General features: G+C 73.1%; 21 protein-coding genes and 1 pseudogene. 10 read left to right on the plus strand and 12 right to left on the minus strand.

From position 1 onward, the window contains the following. Nucleotides 1–125: 125 nt before the first annotated feature. From ACIRS1_RS00890 to ACIRS1_RS00930, 9 genes and pseudogenes are all read right to left on the minus strand, one after another. On the minus strand, nucleotides 126–1,211 hold the full coding sequence (locus ACIRS1_RS00890) for a PDR/VanB family oxidoreductase (RefSeq protein ID WP_402835775.1): 1,086 nt from the start codon (nucleotides 1,209–1,211) through the stop codon (nucleotides 126–128). 194 nt (nucleotides 1,212–1,405) lie between these two features. Then, on the minus strand, nucleotides 1,406–2,320 hold the full coding sequence (locus ACIRS1_RS00895) for a metal-dependent hydrolase (RefSeq protein WP_402835777.1): 915 nt from the start codon (nucleotides 2,318–2,320) through the stop codon (nucleotides 1,406–1,408). 252 nt (nucleotides 2,321–2,572) lie between these two features. Next, entirely contained in the window at nucleotides 2,573–3,352 is a 780-nt protein-coding gene (locus ACIRS1_RS00900) for an IclR family transcriptional regulator (protein ID WP_402835779.1), read from the minus strand. A 382-nt stretch (nucleotides 3,353–3,734) separates the two neighbouring features. Next, nucleotides 3,735–5,195 carry a catalase gene (locus ACIRS1_RS00905; RefSeq protein WP_360213990.1) on the minus strand — a complete coding sequence of 487 codons (1,461 nt, stop codon included), beginning with the start codon at nucleotides 5,193–5,195 and terminating at the stop codon, nucleotides 3,735–3,737. Nucleotides 5,196–5,494: 299 nt separating this feature from the next. Further along, nucleotides 5,495–6,541 (minus strand): annotated as a pseudogene (gene alc, locus ACIRS1_RS00910) (allantoicase); the annotation flags it as partial. Between the two features lie 9 nt (nucleotides 6,542–6,550). Then, nucleotides 6,551–7,954: an allantoinase AllB gene (allB, locus tag ACIRS1_RS00915; protein ID WP_402835781.1), complete on the minus strand. Its 1,404-nt coding sequence runs from the start codon at nucleotides 7,952–7,954 to the stop codon at nucleotides 6,551–6,553. A 125-nt stretch (nucleotides 7,955–8,079) separates the two neighbouring features. After that, the gene (locus ACIRS1_RS00920) at nucleotides 8,080–9,222 is read right to left on the minus strand and encodes a glycerate kinase (protein ID WP_402835783.1); all 1,143 of its coding nucleotides are present in this window, start codon (nucleotides 9,220–9,222) and stop codon (nucleotides 8,080–8,082) included. Nucleotides 9,223–9,667: 445 nt separating this feature from the next. Next, nucleotides 9,668–10,555 (minus strand): 2-hydroxy-3-oxopropionate reductase, encoded by an 888-nt coding sequence (locus ACIRS1_RS00925; RefSeq protein WP_360213982.1) that lies wholly within the window; start codon nucleotides 10,553–10,555, stop codon nucleotides 9,668–9,670. Between the two features lie 69 nt (nucleotides 10,556–10,624). Next, nucleotides 10,625–11,470: a TIM barrel protein gene (locus ACIRS1_RS00930; RefSeq protein WP_402835786.1), complete on the minus strand. Its 846-nt coding sequence runs from the start codon at nucleotides 11,468–11,470 to the stop codon at nucleotides 10,625–10,627. Nucleotides 11,471–11,684: 214 nt separating this feature from the next. Between ACIRS1_RS00930 and ACIRS1_RS00935 the strand changes: the two genes are divergently transcribed. The 7 genes from ACIRS1_RS00935 (at nucleotide 11,685) to ACIRS1_RS00965 (ending at nucleotide 17,750) form a co-directional block, all read left to right on the plus strand. Next, nucleotides 11,685–11,930 (plus strand): thiamine-binding protein, encoded by a 246-nt coding sequence (locus tag ACIRS1_RS00935; protein WP_360214040.1) that lies wholly within the window; start codon nucleotides 11,685–11,687, stop codon nucleotides 11,928–11,930. Further along, complete coding sequence (locus tag ACIRS1_RS00940; RefSeq protein ID WP_402835788.1) at nucleotides 11,927–12,307, plus strand: helix-turn-helix domain-containing protein; 381 nt, start codon at nucleotides 11,927–11,929, stop codon at nucleotides 12,305–12,307. Before ACIRS1_RS00935 ends, ACIRS1_RS00940 begins: the two co-directional genes overlap by 4 nt. Before the next feature lie 240 nt (nucleotides 12,308–12,547). Beyond that, nucleotides 12,548–13,051 (plus strand): 2-oxo-4-hydroxy-4-carboxy-5-ureidoimidazoline decarboxylase, encoded by a 504-nt coding sequence (gene uraD / locus ACIRS1_RS00945; RefSeq protein ID WP_360213976.1) that lies wholly within the window; start codon nucleotides 12,548–12,550, stop codon nucleotides 13,049–13,051. A gap of 216 nt (nucleotides 13,052–13,267) precedes the next feature. Beyond that, complete coding sequence (gene uraH, locus ACIRS1_RS00950; RefSeq protein ID WP_350602013.1) at nucleotides 13,268–13,603, plus strand: hydroxyisourate hydrolase; 336 nt, start codon at nucleotides 13,268–13,270, stop codon at nucleotides 13,601–13,603. Between the two features lie 33 nt (nucleotides 13,604–13,636). Beyond that, nucleotides 13,637–14,557, plus strand: a complete 921-nt coding sequence (gene pucL, locus ACIRS1_RS00955) for a factor-independent urate hydroxylase (RefSeq protein WP_360213974.1) — start codon at nucleotides 13,637–13,639, stop codon at nucleotides 14,555–14,557. A gap of 281 nt (nucleotides 14,558–14,838) precedes the next feature. Continuing rightward, nucleotides 14,839–16,296 carry a nucleobase:cation symporter-2 family protein gene (locus ACIRS1_RS00960; protein WP_360213972.1) on the plus strand — a complete coding sequence of 486 codons (1,458 nt, stop codon included), beginning with the start codon at nucleotides 14,839–14,841 and terminating at the stop codon, nucleotides 16,294–16,296. A 68-nt stretch (nucleotides 16,297–16,364) separates the two neighbouring features. Beyond that, nucleotides 16,365–17,750, plus strand: a complete 1,386-nt coding sequence (locus ACIRS1_RS00965; RefSeq protein ID WP_360213970.1) for an 8-oxoguanine deaminase — start codon at nucleotides 16,365–16,367, stop codon at nucleotides 17,748–17,750. Between the two features lie 323 nt (nucleotides 17,751–18,073). Here ACIRS1_RS00965 and ACIRS1_RS00970 read toward each other — a convergent pair whose 3' ends face one another. Then, nucleotides 18,074–19,324 (minus strand): MFS transporter, encoded by a 1,251-nt coding sequence (locus ACIRS1_RS00970; RefSeq protein ID WP_402835792.1) that lies wholly within the window; start codon nucleotides 19,322–19,324, stop codon nucleotides 18,074–18,076. A 55-nt stretch (nucleotides 19,325–19,379) separates the two neighbouring features. On the opposite strand from ACIRS1_RS00970, the gene ACIRS1_RS00975 reads away from it, so the two are divergent. After that, nucleotides 19,380–20,399: an ArsR/SmtB family transcription factor gene (locus ACIRS1_RS00975; RefSeq protein ID WP_402835794.1), complete on the plus strand. Its 1,020-nt coding sequence runs from the start codon at nucleotides 19,380–19,382 to the stop codon at nucleotides 20,397–20,399. Between the two features lie 226 nt (nucleotides 20,400–20,625). Here ACIRS1_RS00975 and ACIRS1_RS00980 read toward each other — a convergent pair whose 3' ends face one another. Together ACIRS1_RS00980 and aceB are read right to left on the minus strand one after the other, a co-directional pair. Next, nucleotides 20,626–21,027 carry a gamma-glutamylcyclotransferase gene (locus tag ACIRS1_RS00980; RefSeq protein ID WP_387897239.1) on the minus strand — a complete coding sequence of 134 codons (402 nt, stop codon included), beginning with the start codon at nucleotides 21,025–21,027 and terminating at the stop codon, nucleotides 20,626–20,628. A 144-nt stretch (nucleotides 21,028–21,171) separates the two neighbouring features. Continuing rightward, nucleotides 21,172–22,824: a malate synthase A gene (aceB, locus tag ACIRS1_RS00985; RefSeq protein ID WP_387897237.1), complete on the minus strand. Its 1,653-nt coding sequence runs from the start codon at nucleotides 22,822–22,824 to the stop codon at nucleotides 21,172–21,174. A gap of 188 nt (nucleotides 22,825–23,012) precedes the next feature. Between aceB and ACIRS1_RS00990 the strand changes: the two genes are divergently transcribed. Beyond that, nucleotides 23,013–23,810, plus strand: a complete 798-nt coding sequence (locus ACIRS1_RS00990) for an IclR family transcriptional regulator (protein WP_360213960.1) — start codon at nucleotides 23,013–23,015, stop codon at nucleotides 23,808–23,810. 186 nt (nucleotides 23,811–23,996) lie between these two features. Further along, the gene (locus tag ACIRS1_RS00995; RefSeq protein ID WP_402835797.1) at nucleotides 23,997–24,560 is read left to right on the plus strand and encodes a hypothetical protein; all 564 of its coding nucleotides are present in this window, start codon (nucleotides 23,997–23,999) and stop codon (nucleotides 24,558–24,560) included. Nucleotides 24,561–24,609 lie beyond the last annotated feature (49 nt).

Here is a 24,609-nt window from a genome sequence, read left to right on the forward strand (position 1 = left end):
GGCAGGTCGAGCACGAGGTCGGACACGCTGCGGGTGCGGCGCCCCGTACGCCAGGCTGCGCCGGGTGCACCGGGGCGTTGGGTGCGCCAGGGTGCGCCGGGGCGTTGGGTGCGCCAGGGCAAGCCCTACAGGTCGAGCACCAGGGTCTCGCCCTCGGCGGCCCGGGAGACGCAGGGCAACAGGGCGCCGGCGGCGCGCTGCTCGGGAGTGAGGCGGCGGTCCCGGTGCTCGGGCGTACCGGCCACCAGGCGGACCTCGCAGGTGCCGCAGAAGCCCTGGTGGCAGGAGTACGGGAGGTCCGGCCTGGCCTCGCGCAGCACGTCCAGGGCGGAGCGGTCCGCGGGGACGTCCAGCTCCGGGCCGTCGGCGCCCAGACGCAGCGTGAAGGGCGCGCCGTCGGTGACCGGGGCGGCACCGAAACGCTCGAAGTGCAGGGCCCTGGCCGGGGATCCGTCCAGGGCGCGCTGCACGGCGGTGAGCATCGGGGCCGGGCCGCAGCAGTACACGGCCGCGCCGCGCGGGGCGTGGGCGAGCAGTTCGGCGCCGCCGGGCACGCCGTGGCCGTCGTCGGTGCGCAGCACCACCCGCCGCGGGTCCAGGGCGCGCAGCTCGTCCGTGTAGGGCAGGGTGTCGGCGCTGCGGCCGGTGTGCACCAGGCGCCAGTCGAGGCCGAGCCGCTGCGCCTCCCGGGCCATCGGGAGCAACGGGGTGATGCCGATGCCTCCGGCGAGCAGCAGGACGGCCGGTTCGGAGCAGAAGGCGAAGCCGTTGCGGGGCCGGCGGGCGGTCAGTCGGCTGCCGGGGTGCAGGGCCTCGTGGACCTCGACGGAACCGCCGCCGCCACCGGGGAGGCGGCGCACGGCGATCCGGTAGGCGGCGCGGTCGGCCGGGTCGCCGGTCAGCGAGTAGTGGCGCTCACGGCCGGAGGGCAGGGCGAGGCGCAGGTGGGCGCCGGGCTGCCAGGGTGGCAGCGCCCCGCCGGAGGGGTCGGCCAGGGTCAGCTCGACGACCTCGGCGGCCAGCTGTCGGCGGGCCCGGACGACCAGCTGGAGCGGTGGGGTGGGGCGGCTGAGGGGCCGGCGGGGGTTGCGGCGCAGCAGCGGGCTGCCGAGGGCCGGGGAGTAGCGGTCGCCGAAGGCGGTGAGCCGGCGCATGAAGCTGTCGGCGCGGGGGCGGCCGTAGAGGTCGGGGGGCGGGTCGAGCAGGTCCATCCGGCGGTCCTTGGCGTCAGGGCGGGGTGGGAACGGCAGGCGGGCGGGGGTCACGGCAGGCGGCGGGGTTGGGCGGGCGGACTTCTGCGAACAGATCACAGAGTTCAGATTTCAGCGAACAGATAACAGGTAACAGATAACGTTCTCTGTTCGCTGAAATATGTCAGCTGAAACCCGTCCTCCCCCGCCACTCCTCAGCGACCCGCGGCGGCGCGGGCGGCCGGGGAGGTGGCGAGGTAGCCGAGGGCCTGGCTGGAGGACCCCTCCTGGGTGGGGTGGTAGCCGGGCCGCAGGTAGCGCAGGCCGGAGCGGACCGATTGGAGCGGGTCGGGCAGCAGGCCGCGCTTGGCGATCCGCCCCGCCTCCCGCCAGGTGGGCTTGAGCCGGCCGTTCAGCGTCGGGTCGGCGGCGAGCAGGAAGCGGGCCCCGCGCACCCAGAGGTGGACCAGCAGCGGCCCGGAGACGGCCATGCCGCGAACCCTCCGCAGGTAGCCCGGGTCGAGGTGGACCATCAGGTCGAAGGCGACGCTGCGGTGCTCGACCTCCTCGGCGCCGTGCCAGCGCAGCAGGTCGAGCATCGTCGGGTCGGCCTCGGCGCGGTCCAGGCCCGGGGAGTTGAGCGCCCAGTTCCCGAGGAAGGCCGTGAAGTGCTCGATCGCCGCGATGAAGGCGACCCGCTCGATGATGTTCTCGCGCCGGCGGGCCGGGGAGAGCCCGGGCTTGTCGCCGAGGACGCGCTGGAACAGCCAGGAGATCTGCCGGACGTAGGGGCGCGGGTCGAGCCCCTGGCCGAGCAGGTGGTCGAGGACCTCCTGGTGGGCCTCGGCGTGGATGGCCTCCTGCCCGATGAACCCCAGGACCTCCTCCCGCAGTTGCTCGTCGCGGATCAGCGGCAGCGCCTCCTTGAACACCTTGACGAACCAGCGCTCGCCCTCGGGCAGCAGCAGGTGCAGCACGTTGATCACGTGGGTGGCCATCGGCTCGTCGGGGATCCAGTGCAGCGGCAGCCGGGACCAGTCGAAGCGGACGTCCCGGGGCTCCAGGACGAGGCTGTCGTGCACGCGGGCGGCGTCTGCGGCGAGGGCGGGAACGGGGGTGGTTCGGGGCATGGCAGGCCCTCCTGACCTGGGGGCGGCGGCTCGGCTCAGGGAAACGTACTCGCGGGTAGTGACCGGGACAAGGGTTTCGGCGACTCTTATCGACATCGAGTCTAATAAGTGATGTGCACCGCCGGACGGCCCGCGAAACACGGCCGGGAAGGGCTGCTGCGGAACATCGCTCCGGCCACCCGACCCCACGAACGCGCGGGGCCCCGCCGGATCACTCGGATCCGGCGGGGCCCACGGGGGCGACCGCGGCGCTCAGACCGCCATCGCCAGCATCAACGGCGCCGCCCTGGCCGCCAGCAGTTCCGCCGCGGCCCTCAGCCGGTGCACGTTGTCCACCGGCATCGAGGTCGCCAGGCAGCCCACCGTGCTGCCCGCCGTCACGGGCACGGCCGCGCAGACCGTGCCGAGCGCGTACTCCTGGATGTCCAGCACCGGCACGGTGGCCGGCTGCCGCTCCAGCCGGTGCATCAACTGGTCGGCGTCGGTGACCGTCCGGGAGGTGAGCCGGGCGACGGGGTGCCGGGAGAGGTGGTCGCGACGGCCGTCCACGTCGAGCTGACTGAGCAGGCACTTGCCGATCGCGCTGGCGTGCGCGGTGGCCCGGAAGTCCACCCACTCCTGCACCGCGGGCGCGTAGTCGGCCGCGGCGACGGCCTCGACGGTCAACTCCCCGTCGTGGTAACGGCTGAAGTAGACGGCTGCGCCCAACTCATCGCGCAGCTCAGCGAGTTTGCGGTTCAGCCGGGCCTTCACCAGCTGCTCCCGGTTGTGCTGGCCGAGCAGGGCGAAGGTGCCGCCGAGCACCCAACCGCCGTCCTGGCACTGGAGATAGCCCTCGATCTCGAGGATCTCCGCCAGCTGCCGGACGGTCGGCAGGCCGAGCGAGGTCTCCCGGGCGAGGGCCACCAGGGTGGCCCCGTCGGGGTGGCGGTCGACGGCTTCCAGCAGTCTGAGGGCGTACTGCAGGGAGGTGAACGGGCTGCTCTGACCCTGGTCCGGCGCGGCGTGGCGACCCGGGGCTGGTGTCGACATGTCGTCCCCTTCCGATGTCCCCCCACGGAGCGACCGCGGGCACCGTCCAGCCTATCGACCCGGGGGCTCCGGCAGGCGAGGTCCGTGAAACTCCGTGAACATTCCGTGGAGCCGTTCCCAGCGGATCCCCAGGAAACTCCCAGCCGCCGCCCAGCCGGCTCCCAGCCCACCCCCGGCCACCCCCGCCCCGCCGCCGACCGCCGCCGTCCGCGCCCGGCAGGCCGGGCGTACACGAACAGGCCCCTCCCCCACTGCCCTGGGGGGAGGAGCCCGTCGTGCGGCCGCCGGGGTGCGGGCCCCGGCGACCGGTGAGGGTGCGTCAGTCAGTCGGTCGGCCGGTCCCGCGCGGGTACCGCCGTCCCGCGCGGCCGCCGCCCGGGTGTCAGCCCTCGTCGCCCGCGCGCAGCTTGGCGACGGCCGCCTCCAGGCGGGCGCCGTACTCCTCGTCGGCGGCGTGGAAGTGGGCGAGGTTCTTCTCGACGACGTCGTCGCGGGTCACCTGGGCGAGGAAGCCCGCGATGTTGTTGATGAGGCGGGTCTTCTCGCCCGCGGACATCAGCCGGTACAGCTCGCCCGCCTGGAAGAAGTCGTCGTCCTTGGTGTGGGCGGGCGTGGTGTAGGTGCCGGTGTAGCCGTTCAGCTTGACCGGCGCGGCGAGCGCGTCGTCGGTCTGGGCCGGGCCGTCGTACGAGTTGGGCTCGTAGTTCTTGCCGCGGCCGGACTTGTTGACGGCGTGCAGGCCGTCGCGGCCGTAGTTGTTCGCCTCGGTGGCGCGCGGGGCGTTCACCGGCAGCTGGGTGTGGTTGACGCCGAGGCGGTAGCGCTGGGCGTCCGCGTAGGCGAACAGGCGGCCCTGGAGCATCTTGTCCGGGGAGGGGCCGATGCCGGGCACGAAGTTGTTCGGCGAGAACGCGGACTGCTCGACGTCGGCGAAGACGTTCTCCGGGTTCCGGTTGAGCACCAGGCGGCCGACCTTGACCAGCGGGTAGTCGGCGTGCGGCCACACCTTGGTGAGGTCGAACGGGTTGAAGCGGTAGTCGGCGGCCTCGGCGACCGGCATCAGCTGGACGTAGAGGGTCCAGGACGGGAACACGCCACGCTCGATGGCCTGGTGCAGGTCGCGCTGGTGCGAGTCGGCGTCGGCGCCGAGCACCTCGGCGGACTGGTCGCCGTCCAGCGAGCGGATGCCCTGGTTGGTCTTGAAGTGGTACTTGACCCAGAAGGCCTCGCCCTGGGCGTTGACCCACTGGTAGGTGTGCGAGCCGTAGCCGTTCATGTGGCGGTAGGAGGCCGGGATGCCGCGGTCGCCGAAGAGCCAGGTGATCTGGTGGGTGGAGGCGGGCGAGTGGGCCCAGAAGTCCCAGACGTTGTCCGCCTCCTGCACGCCGGTGAACGGGTCGCGCTTCTGCGAGTGGATGAAGTCGGGGAACTTGATCGGGTCCTTGATGAAGAACACCGGGGTGTTGTTGCCGACCAGGTCGTAGTTGCCCTGCTCGGTGTAGAACTTCAGCGCGAAGCCGCGCGGGTCGCGCACCGCGTCGCTGGAGCCCAGGTTGCCGGCCACGGTGGAGAAGCGCAGGAAGACCTCGGTGCGCTTGCCGACCTCGGCGAGGAAGTCCGCGCGGGTGTACTGCGACACCTCGTCGGTGACCTCGAAGTAGCCGTAGGCGCCGGAGCCGCGGGCGTGCACGACGCGCTCCGGGATGCGCTCGCGGTTGAAGCGGGCCAGCTTCTCCAGCAGCTGCTGGTCCTGGATCAGCAGCGGGCCGTACTCGCCGGCCGAGGCCGAGTTCTGGTTGTCGGCGACCGGGGCGCCGGACTCCGTGGTCAGGTTCTTGGACATGGAGGGTCCTTCAGGTGTCGATAAAGGCGGTGCGGAGAGTGGTCTGACGGCCGCCGGGCGGGCGCCGGGGCCCGCCCGGGGCGCCGTCAGATGCCGAGCAGGCGCCAGAGCGCCGAGCGGCGGCGGGACGAGTGCTCGCCGTCGGGGCCGTCGGCGGGCTGGAGCGCCGCGACGGCGGCGGTGACCGCGGCCTGGTCGGCCAGCGGGCGGGCGGCGGCCAGCGCGGCGGCCTCCTCGGCGCTCAGGCCGGCCTCGGTGAGGGCCGCGGCGGCCTCGGCGGCCGGGACGGCGTCGAACCAGCGCAGCGCGAGGGCCGCACGGCCGGACTCGGTGAGGCGGCCGGTGAGACGGAGCCGGGCGAGGCCGCCGTCCGGGTAGACGTTGATGCGCACGTGGGTCACCGGGCGGCCGACGTCGAGCCGGAAGCGGTGCCGGGTGTCGGGCTGCAGGCGGGTGCGGGGCAGGATCTCGAACCACTCGCCGTCGGCCGGGTCCGCCCCGGTCGAGGCGTCGAAGCCGACGAGGTCGGCCCAGCCGGGGGCATTGGCGACGAAGTGGGTGGTGTCCACCTCGGCGGCCAGGACCTCACCGCCCCCGGCCAGGGCGATCTGCACCCAGTCGTTGGCCTTGTCGCGCCGACGCCGGGTCTCCCAGCCCTCGCCCATGACGGAGGCGCGACCGGGAGCGTTCAGGTTGTGCGGGGAGGAGAAGTAGCGGTCGGACGCCGCCTCGGCCACGCCGCCGTACTCCTGGGCGGCCAGGTCGAAGGTGAGGCCGTCCAGTTCGCGCGGGTCGGGCAGCACCTCGCCGTGCACCCGCAGCCGGGCCACGCCGCCGTCCGGGAAGATGTTGAGCCGGACGTGGGTGTAGCGGGCGGCGTCCTCGACGGCGAACTCGTGGGCGGTGTCGCCCTGGAGCGGGGTCCGCGGGACGAGGGTGGTCCACTCCGCGCCGGCCAGTTCCCCGGGCGAGGGGTGGCCGGGGACGGAGGCGGCCTCGACCGAGGCGCTCTCCGGGTAGTTGCCGGTGAAGTGCGCGGTGTCCACGACGAGGCCGCGGATCACACCGGCGGCGCCGAGCCGGACGATCGTCCAGTCGTGGTCCTGGTCGGTGGGGTGCGGCTGGTCGGCGCTGACGCCGCGGCGGCGCTTGGACTCCCAGCCGTCCATGATCTGGCCCTTGTGGCCGAAGGTGTGCGGGCGGAACTCGGCGGGCTTGGCGACCAGCAGGTTCTCGGCGTCGGCGAAGGTGTCCTCGTTGGTGGCGACGACGCCCGCACCCAGCAGCCGCGAGGCCAGGTCGACCAGCTCGGTGAAGGGAGCGCTCGGGGTGTCGGCAGGGGTCACGGAGTCTCCTCAGGACGGGCGATCGGTCGGGGTGGTGGGGTCGGCGGCGGGCCGGGTGAGCTGGCGGCCGAAGGGCTCGGCGCCGGTGTCCACCACGCGGCCGCGCAGCCAGGTCGTGCGGACCACGCCGGTCAGCGTCCGGCCCGCGTACGGTGTCACCGGGTTGCGGTGGTGCAGTCCGGCGGCGTGGACGGCGAACTCGCCGTCGGGGTCGAAGGCGACCAGGTCCGCGTCGCGGCCCACCGCGATGGCGCCCTTGGTGGCGGTGAGGCCGGCCAGTTCGGCCGGTCCGCCGGACATCCAGCGGACCACGTCGACCAGGCCGTGGCCGCGGCGGCGGGCCTCGGTCCAGATCGCCGGCAGGCCGAGCTGCAGCGAGGCGATGCCTCCCCAGGCGGCCGCGAAGTCGCCGCTGCCGCCGTACTCGGGCAGCAGCTTGAGGTCGGGGGTGGAGGGGGAGTGGTCGGAGACGACGGCGATGAACTCGCCGTTCGCCAGGGCCTCCCAGAGCCGGTCCCGGTTGCCCTCGTCGCGGATCGGGGGGCAGCACTTGAAGGCGGTGTCGCCGTCCGGCACCTGTTCGGCGGCCAGGGTCAGGTAGTGCGGGCAGGTCTCGGCGGTGACGCGCACGCCGTCCTCGCGGGCCTGGCGCAGCAGCGGCAGCACGGCCGCGGAGGAGACGTGCAGGATGTGGACGCGGGCGCCGGTGCGCCGGGCGGTGTCCAGCAGGTCGGCGACGGCGGCGGTCTCCGCGTCGGCCGGGCGGGAGGCCAGGAAGTCCCGGTAGTGGACGCCGGGTTGCTGCGGTGCGGCGGCCAGGACGGCCGGGTCCTCGGCGTGGATGATCGCCAGTGCCCCGATCCGGGCCTGCTCGGCCAGCGCGGCCTCCAGGTCGGCGGCCTCGACGTGCGGGAACTCGTCGACGCCGGAAGGGGCGAGGAAGCTCTTGAAGCCGAACACGCCCTCGCGGTGGAGGGGTTCGAGGTCCGGCACGTTGCCGGGCACGGCGCCGCCCCAGAACCCGAGGTCGACCCAGGCCTGGCCCTCGGCGGTCTTCCGCTTGGCTACCAGTCCGTCCACCGTCGTGGTGGGCGGGATGGAGTTGAGCGGCATGTCGATGATCGTGGTGACGCCGCCGGCCGCGGCGGCCCGGGTGGCGGTGGCGAAGCCCTCCCACTCGGTGCGGCCGGGCTCGTTGACGTGCACGTGGGTGTCGACCAGGCCGGGCAGCAGGGCGGTGTCGCCGAGGTCGGTGAGGCCGCCCGCGACGTCGGGGCGGTCGCCCGCGAGGAGCGAGCCGTGGGTGGCGATCTGCTCGATCTTCCCGTCCCGGATCAGCACGTCGGCGGGGCGCTCGCCGTCGGGCAGGACCACCCGTCGGGAGCGGATCACCGCTGGCTGGCTGAAAGGCATGGGGGACCTCCGAAACCTGGGAGTTGGGGGTGGGTGCCTGAGGGGGTCCGGGCCGGGGAACCGAAGGATTGCCGGGAGCCTAGGCCCGTCTTCAACAAAACGTCAATGGAGGAACGTACGAGTGGTCAGCCGGTCAGCAGGCGGCCGGCCAGCCGCTCCCCCGCCACCTCGGCGAGCTCGCCGGCCCTGGTCATGCTGTCCCCCGGCTGCTCGGCCAGGTCGGTGAGGGCGACGGCGTCGGCGAAGCCGGCGGCCCGCCACTCGGGCTCGGAGAGTTCCAGCCGCCCTGCCACAGCGGCCACCCGAACCCCCGCCCGGGTGGCCGCCGCGGCGACGCCGGCGGGGGCCTTGCCGTGGAGCGTCTGCGCGTCCAGGCAGCCCTCGCCGGTCACGACGAGGCGTGCCCCACGCACGGCCTCGTCGAAACCCAGCAGTTCGAGCAGCAGCTCGATACCGGGTCGCATGGTGGCGCCGAGCAGGGCGAGGGCGGCGAACCCCACCCCGCCCGCGGCCCCGGCGCCGGGGGCCTCGCGGACGTCGCGCCCGGTGGCCAGGGCGACCTCGTCGGCGAAGCGGGTCAGCCCCTCCTCGAGGACCACCAGGTCCTCGCCGTCGGCGCCCTTCTGCGGCCCGTAGACGGCGGTGGCGCCGCGCGGGCCGAGCAACGGGTTGTCCACGTCGCAGGCGACCACGATCTCGACGCCGGTCAGCGCGTCGGCCAGCGGCCCGAGGTCGATGTGCGCCAGCTTGCGCAGCGCGGCCCCGCCCGGCAGCAGTTCGGCGCCGTCCGCGTCCCGCAGGCCCACGCCGAGCGCCTGGACCATGCCCGCGCCGCCGTCGGTGCAGGCGCTGCCGCCGAGGCCGAGCACGATCCGCTCGGCGCCGAGCGCCACGGCCCGGCCGATCAGCTGGCCGACCCCGTAGGAGCCGGCCGCCAGCGGGGCGGTGCGGCCGCCGGGGAGCCTGGCGAGTCCGGAGGACTGGGCCAGCTCGACCACGGCGGTGTCGCCGCGGACGGCGAGCGCGGCGTCCACGGGCAGGCCGGTCGGACCGGCCACCTTGGCCGGGACGCGGGTGAAGCCGGCCGCGAGCGCGGCGGCCAGGGTGCCCTCGCCGCCGTCGGCGACGGGCAGTTCGCGCACCTCGACGCCGGGCGCGGCGCGCCGGATGCCGGCCGCGATCCGGGCGGCGACCTCGGCGCCCTCCAGGGTGCCCTTGAACTTGTCGGGAGCTACGACCACGTGGCCCTGGTGGGGGGTGACGGGCATGGTGTGGTCCTCACTTCCGTACGGGTGCGGCGAGGTTTCGCCGGCGTGTGCCAAGCATGTGCCCGGGTGCTGCGGGGGTGCGAGCCTCCGGGCGGAGAACGTGCGCCCGCGGTCAAGGGCGCTGCGCCCGCGGAGCCGCGGCACGCCGCCCGGCCGTCCGGACGCGGGGTGCGACCCCCTCCCCGCCGTTCCCCTCGTCCCGCTTCCGACGTACGAGGGGCTCCCCTCGGCGGGGAGGGGGCCAGGCGAAGCGCAACAGGCACGACCGAAGTGCCCCCGACAGGGAGTGTGCGCATCACCGGTTGGTTCGACCGGCGGGCGGGCGGATGAGCCCCGGTCCCGCACGCCGGTCGGGCATGGCCTCCTGGTGGCGCGGGCACGACCGGATGAGGTACACGCCACCAGGAGGAGTCGGTGGGGGGCTCGCGGGGAGCCCCCGGGGGTGTTACTTGACCTCGCGGCCCGAGAGGCGCTCGACGCCGCGCAGCAGCGCCGAGTGGTCGAGCGAGCCGTCGCCGTTGGCGCGGGCGGAGGCGACCAGCTGGGCCACCACGGCGCCGACCGGCAGCGCGGCGCCCACGGCGCGGGCGGCGTCGGTGACGATGCCCATGTCCTTGTGGTGCAGGTCGATGCGGAAGCCGGGGGCGAACTCGCGGTTGAGCATGTTCGCCTTCTTGCGGTTCAGCACGGTCGACCCGGCCAGGCCGCCGCCGAGCACGTCCAGCGCGGCGGCGAGGTCGACGCCGGCGTTCTCGAGGAACACCACGGCCTCGGCGAGCACCTGGATGTTCACGGCGACGATCAGCTGGTTGGCGGCCTTGACGGTCTGGCCGGCGCCCGCCGGGCCGACGTGGACGACCGTGGTGCCCAGGGCGTCGAACAGGGGCTTCGCCTCGGCGAAGTCGGCGGCCTCGCCACCGACCATGATCGACAGGACGGCCTCGACGGCACCGGCCTCGCCGCCGGAGACCGGGGCGTCCAGGGTGCGGACGCCCTTCTCCTTGGCGGCCGCCTCGACCTTGATCGAGGTCTGCGGGGTGATCGAGGACATGTCGATCACCAGGGTGCCGGGCCTGGCGTTCTCCAGGACACCCCCCTCGCCCAGGATGACCTGCTCGACGTGCGGGTCGGCCGGGACCATGGTGATGACGACCTCGGCGTCCTTCACCGCGTCCGCGATGGAGGAGGCGCCGTGACCGCCGGCCGCGACCAGCGCGTCGATCTGGGGCTGGGTGAGGTTGTAGCCGGTGACGTGGTGGCCGGCCTTGACCAGGTTGGCGGCCATCGGGCTGCCCATGATGCCGAGGCCGATGAAGGCGATCTTGCGGCTCATCGCGTCGTTCCTTACGTCGTTCGTGGAGTGGGGAGGCGGGGGGCTTGCGGGGCGGCGGGCCCGGCGGCGCTACTCGGCGGCGCGGTGCTCGCGCGGTAGCCACCCGAAGCTGTCGGCGCTGACGCCGGTGGAGGGGCGGTACTCCAGGCCGATCCGGCCGGTGTACCCGGCGGCGGTGAGCCGCGTGAAGAGGTCCTCGAAGTCCAGGTCGCCGGTGCCGGGTTCGTTGCGGCCCGGGGTGTCGGCGATCTGCACGTGGCCGAAGCGGTCGGCGTAGGCGTCGATGACGGCCGGCAGGTCCTCGCCGTTCCTGGCCAGGTGGTACAGGTCGCAGAGGAACTTCGCGTTGCCCAGGCCGGTGACGGCGTTGACCTTGTCGACCACCTCGACCGCCGCGGCGGCGGAGACCAGCGGGTAGTCGGGGGACTCGGCCTCGTTGAGCGCCTCGACGAGCAGGATGGCGCCGACCTCGTGGGCGGCCCTGGCGGCGATCACCAGGTTCTCCAGCGCGAGGGCGTCCTGCTCGGCGGGCTCGACGCCCTCGACGCGGTTGCCGTAGAGCGCGTTGAGCGCCTTGGTGCCGAGCGAGGCGGCGAGCGCCACGGCCACCGGGACGTTGGCCCGGAAGCGGTCCTTCTCGGCCGGGACCGAGACGGTCCCGCGCACCCCGAGGGTCAGGTCGTCCAGGAAGTTGAGCCCGGTGAGCTGCACGCCCGCGTCGCCGAAGGCCTTGCGGAGCGCGTCCAGGTCGGCCTCGGCCGGGGTGGCGTCGGCCCCGAAGGGCCACCAGAGCTCGGCGGCGGTGAAGCCGGCCGCGGCGGCCGCGGCGGGGCGCTCCAGCAGCGGCAGTTCGCTGAACAGGATCGACAGGTTGACCGTGAAGCTGTGCCGGGAAGCGGCCGTCACGTCACTCACCTCTCACTCTCTTCCGAGATCCTCAACTTCCACGATCCGGAAGAGGGATTCTGCTTGGTGGAAGCATGTCCGGCCCGTCGAGCGGGTGTCAAGACCGCCGCAACATTTTGTTGAAGAAGCCCCGGGGCGACTCCCCCACCAGCACCGCGACTGTTCGATCGACCAGCCCCTGCCCGCCCGCACCGCCGATCGCTACAGTGAGCACGTGCGATTGATGGTGGAGTTCACGACAGAACCGTTCGAACTGGACACGTTCCCCGAGCACGCCGCGGCGGCTCGCAAGGTCGTCGACGAGGCCGGCCTGGCCGTGTCGGTCGGCCCCTTCGGGACCGGCGCCGAGGGCGAGGCCCAGCAGGTCCTCGACGCGGTGACCAAGCTGCTCCGGGAGACCCTGGACGCCGGCGCGACCCGGATCTCCGTCCAGGTCAGCGTGTTGGGCCAGGAGGGCGGTGCGCCGTGACCGAGCACCTGGAACACCCGCTCGCGGCGGCGATAAAGCCACTGCTGGACGCGGTCGGCGCGACGCCCGTCCCGCTGGACGAGGCGAAGTCCGAGGACGTCGTCCTGGAGTGGGAGGGCGCCCCGGCCCTCGCCGTCCGGCTGCCGCACCTGAGCAGTGCGCTGGACCGACTGCTGGCCGAGATGGGCCGCCAGTTCGACGGCCGCCCGCTGGCCGAGCTGGACCGCTGGGAGAAGCAGCGGGTCGTCGCCCTCCTGGAGGAGCGCGGCGCCTTCACCGTCCGGCACGGGGTCGAGACGGTCGCCTCGGCGCTCGGCGTCAGCCGCTTCACCGTGTACAACTACCTCAACCGCCAGGACGGCTCGAAGTCCTCCTGACCGCCACCGGTCCGACGCTGTCGAATCGCCCGACCGGAGGCCCTCCGGACGGGTGAACCCCGCCGGTACGGCCAGTCTGGATCAGCCCCCGGCGGGGCACACTTGGCGAATCGCACACGAAACGGCCCGGCGACGGAGGCCGGTTCAAAACATAACCACCAACCGTTCAACAAAGTGTTGACGGCCGGGTGGGGTGGATCTAGCTTGTGCGGGTGGCACCACTCTTCAGGAGGTCCACCTGTGACCAACCACCCCCACGCCCTTGACGCCCTGGCCGCGGCCGACGCCGCGGACCTGAAGGCGATCCTGCTGGAGATCTGCTCCAGCCCCGGCTGGGCCGACGCCGTCGCGCAGGCCGAGCCCTGGTCCGACCGCGAGAGCCTGCTCGCCGCCAACGCGGCGGCGATGGCCTCGCTCACGGTCTCCGACCTGCACGACGCGATGGCCGGCCACGCCCGGATCGGCAAGCCCAAGGCGGGCGACGCCACCTCCGAGCGGGAACAGGCCGGCATCCAGGGCGTGGACCGAGCGCTCCTCGACGAACTGCACGAGGCCAACGCGGCCTACGAGGCCAAGTTCGGCCACGTGTTCCTGATCTGCGCGACCGGCCGCACCGCGGCCACGATGCTCGCCGCCCTGCGCGAGCGCCACCCCAACGACCCCGCCGTCGAGGCGGAGATCGTCCGGGGCGAGCTGCGCAAGATCAACGACATCCGGCTCAACCGGCTGCTCGACGAGTCCTGACGGCACCGGGCGGGCCCGGCGGGCGCGGATCCGGCGATCCCGGTCCCACCTCCGGCCGCACCCGACCGGACCCGCGCCCGGACCGACAGCCGGGTCCGCACCCGGTCCGCACCCGGACCCGCGCCCCGCGGAACACGCCCGCCGGGGCACGCCTGACGTACCGTCAGGATTCACCGACGCAGCATCACCTCTGCCATCAGTAAGGTCACTTCACCCATGACTGGCATCTCCACCCACGTGCTCGACACCAGCCTCGGCCGCCCGGCCGAGGGTGTCCCCGTCGAGCTCGCACTGCACACCGAGGGTGGCTGGCAGGTGCTCGGCACCTCCGCCACGGACTCCGACGGCCGGGCCAAGGACCTGCCGGCCGTGGAGGCGGGCTCGGTCGTCCGGCTGCTCTTCGACACCGCCGCGTACTACGCGCGCAAGTCCGAGGAGACGCCGTTCTTCCCCGAGGTCTCGATCGTCTTCACGGTCGCGCCCGCGCAGCACCACTACCACGTGCCGCTGCTGCTCAACCCGTTCGGATACTCGGTCTACCGCGGAAGCTAGTAGACCGACCTGGAAGCATTTAGGAGCCACGTCATGGCCCACGTGCTCGGTCAGAACCAGTACGGCAAGGCGGAGAACCGCATCGTGCGGATCTACCGCGACTCCACCCGGCACGAGATCAAGGACCTGAACGTCTCGGTCTCCCTCCAGGGTGAGTTCGAGGACGTCCACCTCACCGGCTCGAACGCCAACTGCCTCCCCACCGACACCACCAAGAACACCGTGTACGCCTTCGCCAAGGAGTACGGGATCGAGTCGGCCGAGGCCTTCGGCATCCTCCTGGCGCGCCACTTCGTCGACGACACCGAGCGCGGCGTCGTGCACAGCGCCCGGATCCGGATCGAGGAGTACGCCTGGGACCGGATCAAGACGCCGGACAACTCGGCCCGCTTCATCGGCTCGGAGGAGGTCGGCCACTCCTTCGTCCGCAACGGCCAGGAGACCCGCACCACCGAGGTCGTCTACGACGGCGAGTCCGTCCAGGTCATCTCCGGCCTGAAGGACCTCATCGTCATGAACTCCACCAACTCGGAGTTCTGGGGCTACATCAAGGACAAGTACACCACCCTGCAGGAGGCGTACGACCGCATCCTCGCCACCCAGGTCACCGCCCGCTGGAAGTACGGGTACAGCGGCCGTGACGGCGAGGCCCAGCCCAACTGGAACCGCTCCTACACCCACGTGCGGCGCCACATGCTGGAGGCGTTCGCCGAGACCTACTCCTACTCGCTGCAGCAGACCCTGCACTCGATGGGCACCCGGGTCCTGAACAACCGCGCCGAGGTGGACGAGGTCCGCCTCGAACTGCCGAACAAGCACCACTTCCTCGTCGACCTGGAGCCGTTCGGCCTCAAGAACGACAACGAGGTCTACTACGCCGCGGACCGCATGTACGGCCTCATCGAGGGCACCGTGCACCGCGAGGGCGTCGTACCGGTCATCCCGGTCGTCTGACCTCCCCCCACCCCATGGACACCGCCCGGAATCGCCGCACCCTCCGGCCCCCTACGGCCGGTCGAGTCCGGGCGGACGGCAGTACCCGCACCACCGGCACCACCAGTTTCTCCACCCCCACCCACCGGAGTTCGTGTTCGCCTCGCGGCGGCCGGCCCGGGGCACCGGAGAGGCCGGCCGAGGGACCCTTGCACCGCCGTCCCGCCCTCGGCCACCGCAGTACCGGCCAGTCTCCAGCGCCACGGGCGCGCCGGGAGTCACGAGCACAAGAGGGGCTCGACATGGCACCCAGCACCAGCAGCAAAGACGGCGGTTCCACCCCAGCGAGAACGCCCGGCCCGGGCGACGCGTCGGCCCACGCCGGCACGTCACCCGGGTCCGGCACCCACCCCGTGGACGAGGTGCTGCCCCCGGTGAAGCTCGTCTCCACCGGACTGCAGCACGTCGCCGCGATGTACGCGGGAGTCGTCGCACCCCCGCTCATCGTCGGCGCCGGCGTCGGGCTCTCCCCCGGCGAACTCGCCCTGCTCATATCGGCCAGCCTGTTCACCGCCGGACTGGCCACCCTGCTCCAGACCCTCGGCGTCTGGAAGATCGGGGCGCGACTGCCGTTCGTGAACGGCGTCTCCTTCGCGGGGGTCGCACCCATGATCGCCATCGCCCAGGAACACGGACCGAAGGACGCCCTCCCGGTGATCTTCGGAGCGGTGATCGTCGCGGGGCTCCTGTGCTTCCTCGCGGCACCGTACTTCTGCAAGCTCATCCGGTTCTTCCCACCGGTCGTCCAGGGCACCGTGATCACCCTCATCGGGGTGTCCCTGCTCCCGGTGGCGGTCAACTGGGCGCGCGGCGGATCGCCGAGCGCCCCCGGGTACGGCTCCATGCGGGCCATCGGCCTCGCCGCGATCACCCTCGTCGCGGTGGTGCTCTTCAACCGGCTGCTGCGCGGGTTCTGGCAGCAGCTGTCCCTCCTGCTCGGCCTGGCGCTCGGCACCCTGATCGCCCTCCCGCTGGGCCTGGCGGACTTCGGCGCGGTCCGGGACGCGAAGGTCTTCGCGCTCCCCTCCCCGTTCCACTTCGGCGCACCCCAGTTCGACGCCGCCGCGATCGCCTCGCTCTGCATCGTCATGGTGGTCTCCATGACCGAGTCCACCGCCGACATGCTCGCCCTCGGCAAGATCGTCGACCGCGAGGCCGACGAACCCACCCTCGCCGCCGGCCTGCGCGCCGACGGGCTGGCCACCGCGCTCAGCCCGGTCTTCAACGGCTTCGCCGCCAGCGCCTTCGCCCAGAACATCGGGCTGGTGGCGCTGACGAAGATCCGCAGCCGCTTCGTGGTCGCGGCCGGCGGAGGCATCCTGATCCTGCTCGGGCTCTTCCCCGTGCTCGGATCGGTCGTCTCGCTGGTACCGCAGCCCGTCCTGGGCGGCGCCGGGATCGTGCTCTTCGGCACCGTCGCGGCGAGCGGTATCCGCACCCTCGCGGAGGCGGGAATGGAGTCCAGCTCGAACACCATCCTGGTGTCGGTCTCGCTCGGCGTCGGCATCATCCCGATCGCGGTGCCGACGTTCTACGACTCCTTCCCCGAGGCCGTCCGGACCCTGATGCACTCCGGGATCTCGGCCGGCTGCGTGATGGCCGTCCTGCTCAACCTGCTCTTCCACCACGTCGGGGCCGCCCGCCGGACCGGGTCCGGCCAGGCCCCCGGCGCGACGGTGCCGACGGCGACACCGTCCTGACCGGCCCGGGAGGGGCGCACGCCGCTCGACCTGCGCCCCTCCCGGCCCTCCCCCATAGGAGTAACACCATGGCAGTCCAGCCCCCGCCCGCCGACCAGCGGATCGTCATCGAGAACGTCGCGATCGCGACCGTCGACGCCAACGACACCGAGTACGCCCGCGGCCACGTGGTCATCCTCGGCAACCGGATCGAGTCGGTCGGCGACGGCCCCGCCCCCCAGTGGCTGGACAACGTGGTGCGCCGGATCAACGGCGAGGGCCACCTGATCACCCCCGGCCTGGTCAACACCCACCACCACTTCTACCAGTGGATCACCCGCGGCCTCGCCCAGGACGACATCCTCTTCGACTGGCTCGTCGCCCTCTACCCGACCTGGGCCCGGATCGACGAGAAGCTCGTCCACGCCGCCAGCCAGGGCTCCGCCGCCGCGCTCCTGAAGTCCGGCTGCACCACCGCCTCCGACCACCACTACGTGTTCCCCAAGGACGGTGGCGACGTCCTCGGCGCCTCCATCGAGGCCGTCCAGGAGCTCGGCCTGCGCTTCACCGCGCTGCGCGGCTCGATGGACCGCAGCAAGAAGGACGGCGGCCTGCCGCCGGACCACGCGGTCGAGAAGCTCGACGACATCCTGGCCGCCTCCGAGGCCGCCGTGGACCGCTACCACGACTCCTCGTTCGGCTCGATGCTGCACGTCGCCATCGCGCCCTGCTCGCCCTTCTCCGTCTCCACCGACCTGCTGCGGATGTCCGCCGAACTCGCCCGCCGCAAGGGCGTCCGGCTGCACACCCACGGCTCGGAGACCGCCGAGGAGGAGCAGTTCTGCAAGGAGCTGTTCGGCATGGGCCCGACCGACTACTTCGAGTCCGTCGGCTGGCTCGGCGAGGACGTCTGGATGGCGCACTGCGTCCACATGAACGACTCCGACATCGCCAAGTTCGCCGAGACCGGCACCGGCGTCGCCCACTGCCCGTCCTCCAACGCCCGCCTCGCCGCCGGCATCGCCCGTGTCCCCGACATGCTCAAGGCCGGTGTCCCGGTCGGCCTCGGCGTGGACGGCACCGCCTCCAACGAGTCCGGCGAGCTCGGCACCGAACTGCGCAACGCCCTGCTGATCAACCGCCTGCACGGCTACCCGACCGCCCTCACCGGCCGCCAGGCGCTGCGCCTGGGCACCATGGGCGGCGCCCGGGTGCTCGGCCGCCAGAACGAGATCGGCTCGATCGAGGCCGGCAAGCTCGCCGACCTCGCGCTGTGGAAGGTCGACGGGGTCATGCACTCCTCCATCGCCGACCCGGTCGCCGCGCTCACCCTCGGCGCCCTGCCGCCGCTGGCCGTCCTCTTCGTCAACGGCAACGCCGTCGTCGAGAAGGGCGAGCTCACCACCGTCAACGAGGACCGGATCGCCCGTGCCTGCGCCCGCGCCGCCAAGGAGCTCGCCGCCCGACCCGTGTGACACCCCACGAACTCCGGGCCGCCCAGGGACGGTGCGTGACCCGGACTCCGCGAACCGGCCCCTCGGGCCGGCGAGCGGACCGCGGCCCCGGACCCACGGCGAGGGTTCGGGGCCGCGGCGTGTCTCCGACCCGCTCCCACCCCCGTGAGGAGCGGGTCGGACGATCTGTGGGGGCCCGGGGGCGCTCTCCCGTGCGGGGCCGCTTCCCCTCCGGGTGCCCGCTCTCCCCGGGGGCCGCTTCCCCTCCGGGTGCCCGCTCTCCCCGGGGGCAGCTTCCCCGAGGTCGCTTTCCCGAGGTCGCTTTCCCGAGGTCGCTTTCCCGGTCAGTGGACGGCGGCCGGCCGCGCCGCGCGCCGGGTGACCACCGGGAACGCGGTACCCGCGAGGACGAACAGCCCCGCCAGGACCACCCAGCCCGCCACGCCGTGGTCGACCACGGTCAGGGCCACCACCATCGGGCCGATCACGTGGGCCGCCGCCTGGCCGCTCATGAACACGCCCTGGTACTCGCCGTGGGCGCGCGGATCGGCCAGGTCCAGGCTCAGGGTCCAGCCGCCCGCGGAGGTGAGGAGCTCACCGAGGCTGTGCACCAGCGCCCCGGCCAGGACCACCCCCGCCGCCAGAGCGGCCGAACCGTGCCGGGCCGCCGCGTAGCACAGGCAGCCGACCGCCAGCAGCAGCGCGCCCCGGGCGCAGGCCCGGGCCGCCGAGCGGACGTCGTCCACACCACGGCTCGCCCGGACCTGGAACACCACCACCAGCAGGCAGTTGACCACGTCGACGGCCGCGACCACCGCCGCCGGCGCGTCCGTCGCGAGCACGATCCACAACGGGATTGCCACCGTGAGCACCGGCAGTTGGAGCTCCAGCACCGCGTGCAGCGCGGTGACGAGCAGGTAGCGGCGGTCGCGCAGCGCCGTCCGCCGCCGCGCCACCGGAGCCTTCGCGGATGCACTCTGACGCTCCGTCAGCTGCTCGTCGGGCAGGCCCGCCAGCAACGCCGTCGCCCCCAGGAAGGTCACGGCGTCCAGGGTCATCACGGTGACGTACCCGGCGTAGCTGTCGGCCTGCAGTGCCAGCGCCGCACCACTGGAACCGATCACCAGCCCCGCGTTCATCACCGAGCGCAGCAGCGCCCGCGAGCGCACCTGGCTCTCGGCGGGCAGCGTGCGGGCGATCAGCGCGCTGCGCACCGCCGCCGCACCGCGCTCCAGCACCGTCGCCACGCAGGCCAGCGCCACGAAGGCGGCGAAGGAGTGAACGAAGGCGTAGCCGAGGACGGCGAGCGCCTCCAGCGGCCCGACCACCAGCAACAGCCGACGGCTGCCGACCCGGTCGGCCAGCCGGCCCATCGGCACCCCGGCGCACACCCCGCAGACGCCGGCCACGCTCAGCCCCAGCGCCACCCGACCAGGGGTCAGGCCCACCGAACGGGTCAGGAACAGCACGGCGACCGTGACGAACAGGCCGTTGCCGATGGTGTTCACCAGGCTCATCAGGGCGAGCCTGCGCAGCAGTGGATCGGCCGGCAGCAGCCGGCGGACGGCGGAGCGGCGCACCGCGGTGGAGGTCATGGCAGTAGGACAGCGGGCTTCCCAGCGCGGCGGAACTCTTTTACCGTTACGGTCAATGTTCGAGTTCCACTTGGGCGTCGACGACCTCGCCGCCACCTGGTTCGGCTACTCCGCCCTGCAGGAGGCGGTGTTGAGCCTGCGCGCCCGCCGCTCGCCCGGCCGCTACCCCGAGCAGCAGCCGTGGATCGCCGGCTGGCAGGACCGCTACGAGACGTTGGACACCGCGCTGTTGGAGGCGATGATCGCTCCGGTCGGCTTCGTACCGGACTTCCTCACACCGCGTCCGCTCGGCCCCCGCCCCGACTTCGCCGCCGAGTTGACGCGTCTGGCGGCCACCCCCGCGGAGGTGGTGCGGGCCGACGTGCTGGAGGCGTACCGCGGCGGCGGGAACCCCAGCCCGCTGCCGCCGGCGCTGGCCGCGCTGATCGACGACCCGGTGGAGCTGGCCGGACGGACGGCCGAGGCCCTGGACGCCTACTGGACGCGGTGCCTCGCCCCGGCCTGGTGGCCGCGCGCCCGGTCGGTCCTCGAGGCGGACATCGCCTACCGGGGGCGAATGCTCTCGGAGCGCGGGGCGGAGGGGCTGTTCGCCGACCTCGACACCAGGCTGACCTGGCACGCCGGGGTACTGCGGCTCGTCGACCCGCACCCGGCGGTGAAGGCGGTGGGCACCACGGTCGACGTCGCCGGCCGGGGGCTGGTGCTGATACCGACGCTGTTCGGGCTGGGCGCGCAGACCGACGTCACGCAGGCGGGGCCGCCGCTGGTCTGCTATCCGGCGCGCGGCAAGGCGACCATGGCGGAGGGGCTGGGCACCCGGCGGCCGGCCCGGGCGGACGCGGCGCTGGCGGGGCTGATCGGGGCGCCGCGGGCCCGGCTGCTGGCGATGCTGGCGACCCCGGCGAGCACCACGGAGCTGGCGCAGCGGCTCGGGGTCACCCCGGGCGCGGTCAGCCGCCACCTCGGCGCGCTCGCCTCGGCGGGTCTGCTGGACCGCACCCGGCACGGCCACCGCGTCCTGTACCGGCGCAACGGGCTGGGCGACGCGTTGGTGGAGGGCAGGGGCGGCGGGTGACGGGGGCGGCGGCGGTCGCTGCGGGGCGGGGCGGCGGCTGCGGGGCGGGTGACAGCGTTCGGCGAACAGATTTCAGCTGACAACTTTCATCATCTGTTATCTGTCGGCTGTTATCTGTCCGCTGCCATCTGTCTGCTGTTATCCGTCGACTGTCGCCTGTTCGCCGCCGGCTGCCCACCCCGCGCCCGGCACGCCCCGGACATCCGGACACCTCGGACGCCTCGCCTCAGGCCGTGCGGCCCAGCGTGGCGAGGTAGGCGCGCCAGCCGCCGTGGTGGGTGATCTCTCGGTGGACGCCCCGCTCCAGCTCACCGCGGGCGAGCAGCATGGACAGGCACGCGGAGCCGTCCTCCAGCTTGATCACGCCGAGCTCCAGCTCGCGCGGCTCGCCGGGGAGGATGACGTCGCGCAGGTGGTCCAGGGAGATGTCGTACAGCTCGCCCACGATCGCGCTGTCGACGCCGGAGTCGGCCAGCAGGCCGGGGCAGACGTCCTTCTCCCCGTCGACGTCGATGGCGAAGAACCGGTAGCCGGGGGCGGTACGGGCCGGGCCGACCAGCGCGTCGGCGACCTTGGCGTGGAAGGGGCCGCCGACCATGGCCTGGCCGTTGAAGAAGATGCGTGCCACGGGTGAACTCCTCACCGGGAAGGGCCGTCCCGTACGACGACGAGAGGACAGGTGGATTCGTCGCCGTACGGAACGGAGCAATGGGCCGGCGGGACTGCTACAGCCTGGCAGGCGGCAGCGGTGGCGTCGGCGGATAGATTGGGCTCAGCCCAGCAGGGGGAGCGCGGGGAGGGTCAGGAAGTCCGCGAACTCCTCGGCCAGGGCGACCTGTTCGAAGAGCTGGGCGGCCTCGCGCCAGCGGCCGCCGGCGTAGGCGTCCTCGCCCAGTTCGGCCCGGAGCTCGGCCAGCTCGGTGGCGACCAGGGTGCGGACCAGCTCTGCGGTGGCCTTCTCGCCGGTGTCGGTCAGGACGACGCCGTTGTGGATCCACTGCCAGATCTGCGAGCGGGAGATCTCGGCGGTGGCCGCGTCCTCCATCATGTTGAAGATGCCGACCGCGCCGAGGCCGCGCAGCCAGGCCTCGATGTAGCGGACGCCGACCTGGACGGCGTTGTGCAGGCCGGCACGGGTGCAGGTGCCGCCGGCGCCGGCGATGTCGAGCAGCTGGGCGGCGGTGACGGGCTCGGCCGGACCGGGGTCGTCCTTCTGGTTGGGACGCTCGCCGAGCACCGCGTCGAAGCAGGCGCGGGCGACCGGCACCAGGTCGGGGTGGGCGACCCAGGAGCCGTCGAACCCGTTGCCGGCCTCGCGGTCCTTGTCCGCCTTGACCTTCTCCAGGGCGGCGGCGTTGACCTCGGGGTCCTTGCGGCTGGGGATGAACGCGGCCATGCCGCCGATCGCGTGGGCGCCGCGGCGGTGGCAGGTCTGCACCAGCAGCCGGGTGTAGGCGGCCATGAACGGCGAGGCCATGGTGACGGTGTTGCGGTCCGGCAGGATGTAGTGCTCGCCGGCGTCGCGGAAGTTCTTGACGATCGAGAACAGGTAGTCCCAGCGTCCGGCGTTGAGGCCGGCGGCGTGGTCGCGCAGTTCGTGGAGGATCTCGTCCATCTCGAACGCGGCGGTGATGGTCTCGATCAGGACGGTGGCCCGGATGGTGCCGTGCGGGATGCCGAGCCGCTCCTGGGCGTGGGTGAAGACGTCGTTCCAGAGCCGGGCCTCGAGGTGGCTCTCGGTCTTCGGCAGGTAGAAGTACGGGCCGGAGTTCGGGTCCTCGGCGCCCTTGGCGATCAGCCGCGCGGCGTTGTGGAAGAAGTACAGGCCGAAGTCGAGGAAGGCGCCGGCGACCGGGGTGCCGTCGACGAGCAGGTGCGTCTCGTCGAGGTGCCAGCCGCGCGGGCGGACCACGACGGTGGCGAGTTCGGCGGCCGGCTTGAGCGCGTAGGACTTGCCGGCCGGGGTGGTGAAGTCGATCCGGCCCTCGAAGGCGTCGATCAGGTTGATCTGGCCGCTGACCACGTTCTCCCAGGTCGGGGAGGTGGCGTCCTCGAAGTCGGCGAGCCAGATCCGCGCCCCGGAGTTGAGGGCGTTGATGACCATCTTGCGGTCGGTGGGGCCGGTGATCTCGACCCGGCGGTCCTGGAGGGCGCGGGGCGCCTCGGCGACCTTCCAGTCGCCGGCCCGGACGTCGGCGGTCTCGGGGAGGAAGTCCAGCGTGCCGGCCTGCGCGATCTCCGCCCGGCGGGTCTTTCGTCGGGCCAGGAGTTCCTGTCGGCGCGCCTCGAACGTGCGGTGGAGGCCCACGACGAAGGCGACGGCCTCCGGGGTGAGCACCTCCTCCGCCCGGTGGACGCGCGGACCGGCGACAGTGACGACCGGAGCGGCGGGAGAGGCGCCGACGGGTCCCTGATCTGTAGCCATGGGCAGGACACTCCTAAGCGGTTGAGCCTGGCGAAGGGAGCTCCGGTGGGAACTTCCTTGATCGGAACCCACCTGTCGGCGGGTTCGATTCTGTAAGGTGGAGACTAGTTTCCGCGATACAGAATTTCAACGGTTTGTTGATGTGATCGCCGGGACTCTACTCCTCCCCGACAGCGAAGGGAACGCCGGTGGTTGCGACCCCCGACACAGCATCGACGACGGGCACCGACCGCGCGAGCGGCGGCGTGCAGTCCGTCGAGCGCGCCTTCCAGCTCCTGGAGGCGCTGGCCGACTCCGGTGGTGTCGCCACGCTCAGCGAGCTCTCCACCAGCTCCGGCCTGCCGATGCCGACCATCCACCGCCTGGTTCGTACCCTCGTCCAGCAGGGCTATGTGCGCCAGGACACCGCGCGCCGCTACACCCTCGGCCCCCGGCTGATCCGCCTCGGCGAGACGGCCGGCCGCCTGCTCGGCAGCTGGGCCCGCCCCTACCTGGCCGAACTCATGGAGGCCACCGGCGAGACCGCCAACCTGGCGGTGCTGGAGGGCGGCGAGGTGGTCTACGTCGGGCAGGTGCAGTCGCGGCGCTCGATGCGGATGTTCACCGAGGTCGGCCGGCGGGTGCAGCCGCACTGCACCGGCGTCGGCAAGGCGTTGCTCGCCCAGCTGCCCGAGGAGGAGGCGCGCGCGGTCCTCGGCCCCAACCCGCTGCCCGCGCACACCGAGTACACCGTCACCGACCCGCAGGAGCTGCTGGAGCAGCTCGCCGAGGCGCGCGAGCGCGGCTACGTGGTCGACGACCAGGAGCAGGAGATCGGCGTGCGCTGCATCGCGCTCGCCGTACCGGGCGCGCCCACGCCCACCGCGCTCTCCGTCTCCGGCCCCGAGGCCCGGATCCGCGCGCTGGAGGAGCAGGCCGGCGCCTCCGCGCTCGTCCCGGTGATGCACCACATCGCGGCCCGGCTGGGGCAGGTCCTGGCTCCCTGAACGGGCTCAGCCCCTCTCCCGGTGCGCCGGAGGTCCGACGGGCCGACTTCCGGTGCACCGGTGCGCCCGTCCAGGCGAACGGCTGGCGGGTTGTCCGGGCCCCCGGCGGCCGCCCCGCCACCCTGGGTGCGGGCGCGGCGCGCGACGGCGCGGGCCGCCGGAGCGCAAGGGCACGGGTGAGTCGCGATGGAACGCAGGAGTACGGGGCGTCGGGGATCCGGTGGGGTCGGGCTGGTCGCCGTGGTGGCGGCGGGTTGCGCGGTGGCGGTGTTGGCCGCCGGGCCGTCCTGGGCGCTGCGCCGCCCCGAGCCGCGGCCGGTGGTGGACGTCGGCGCGACCCTGGTCAAACCCTCGAACTCCGACCTGGAGGTGGTCCGGATCGACCCGGACCCCGCTCCGCCCGGCGGCAGCACGACGATCCACGCCTTCGTCGGGAACGGCGGCCCCGACACCACCGCCTCGCCGTTCACCGTCGTGGTCACCCTGCCGGAGGGGGTCACCCCCGAGGAGCCGTTCTTCCCCGAGGACTGCGAGGTGTTCCAGAACGGCCACCGGGTGCGCTGTGTCTTCCCGGCGGGGCTGAAGTCGGGGCGCAGCGCGACCGCGCTCGTCCCGGTCCGGCTCTCCCCCGACCTCCCGCTCGGCCCGCTCCAGGGCGGCTGGGTCGCGGTGCGCAGCGCGGACGACAAGGACGAGACCAACAACCGGAAGCCGTTCGAGATCAGGGTGGTCGAGACGACCAACGACTGAGCCGGTACGCCCGAGCGCCCGGGGCCGAGTGGTCGGCCCCGGGCGCTCG

The sequence above is a fragment of the Kitasatospora sp. NPDC101176 genome (genome assembly GCF_044768035.1).
GTDB lineage: Bacteria > Actinomycetota > Actinomycetes > Streptomycetales > Streptomycetaceae > Kitasatospora.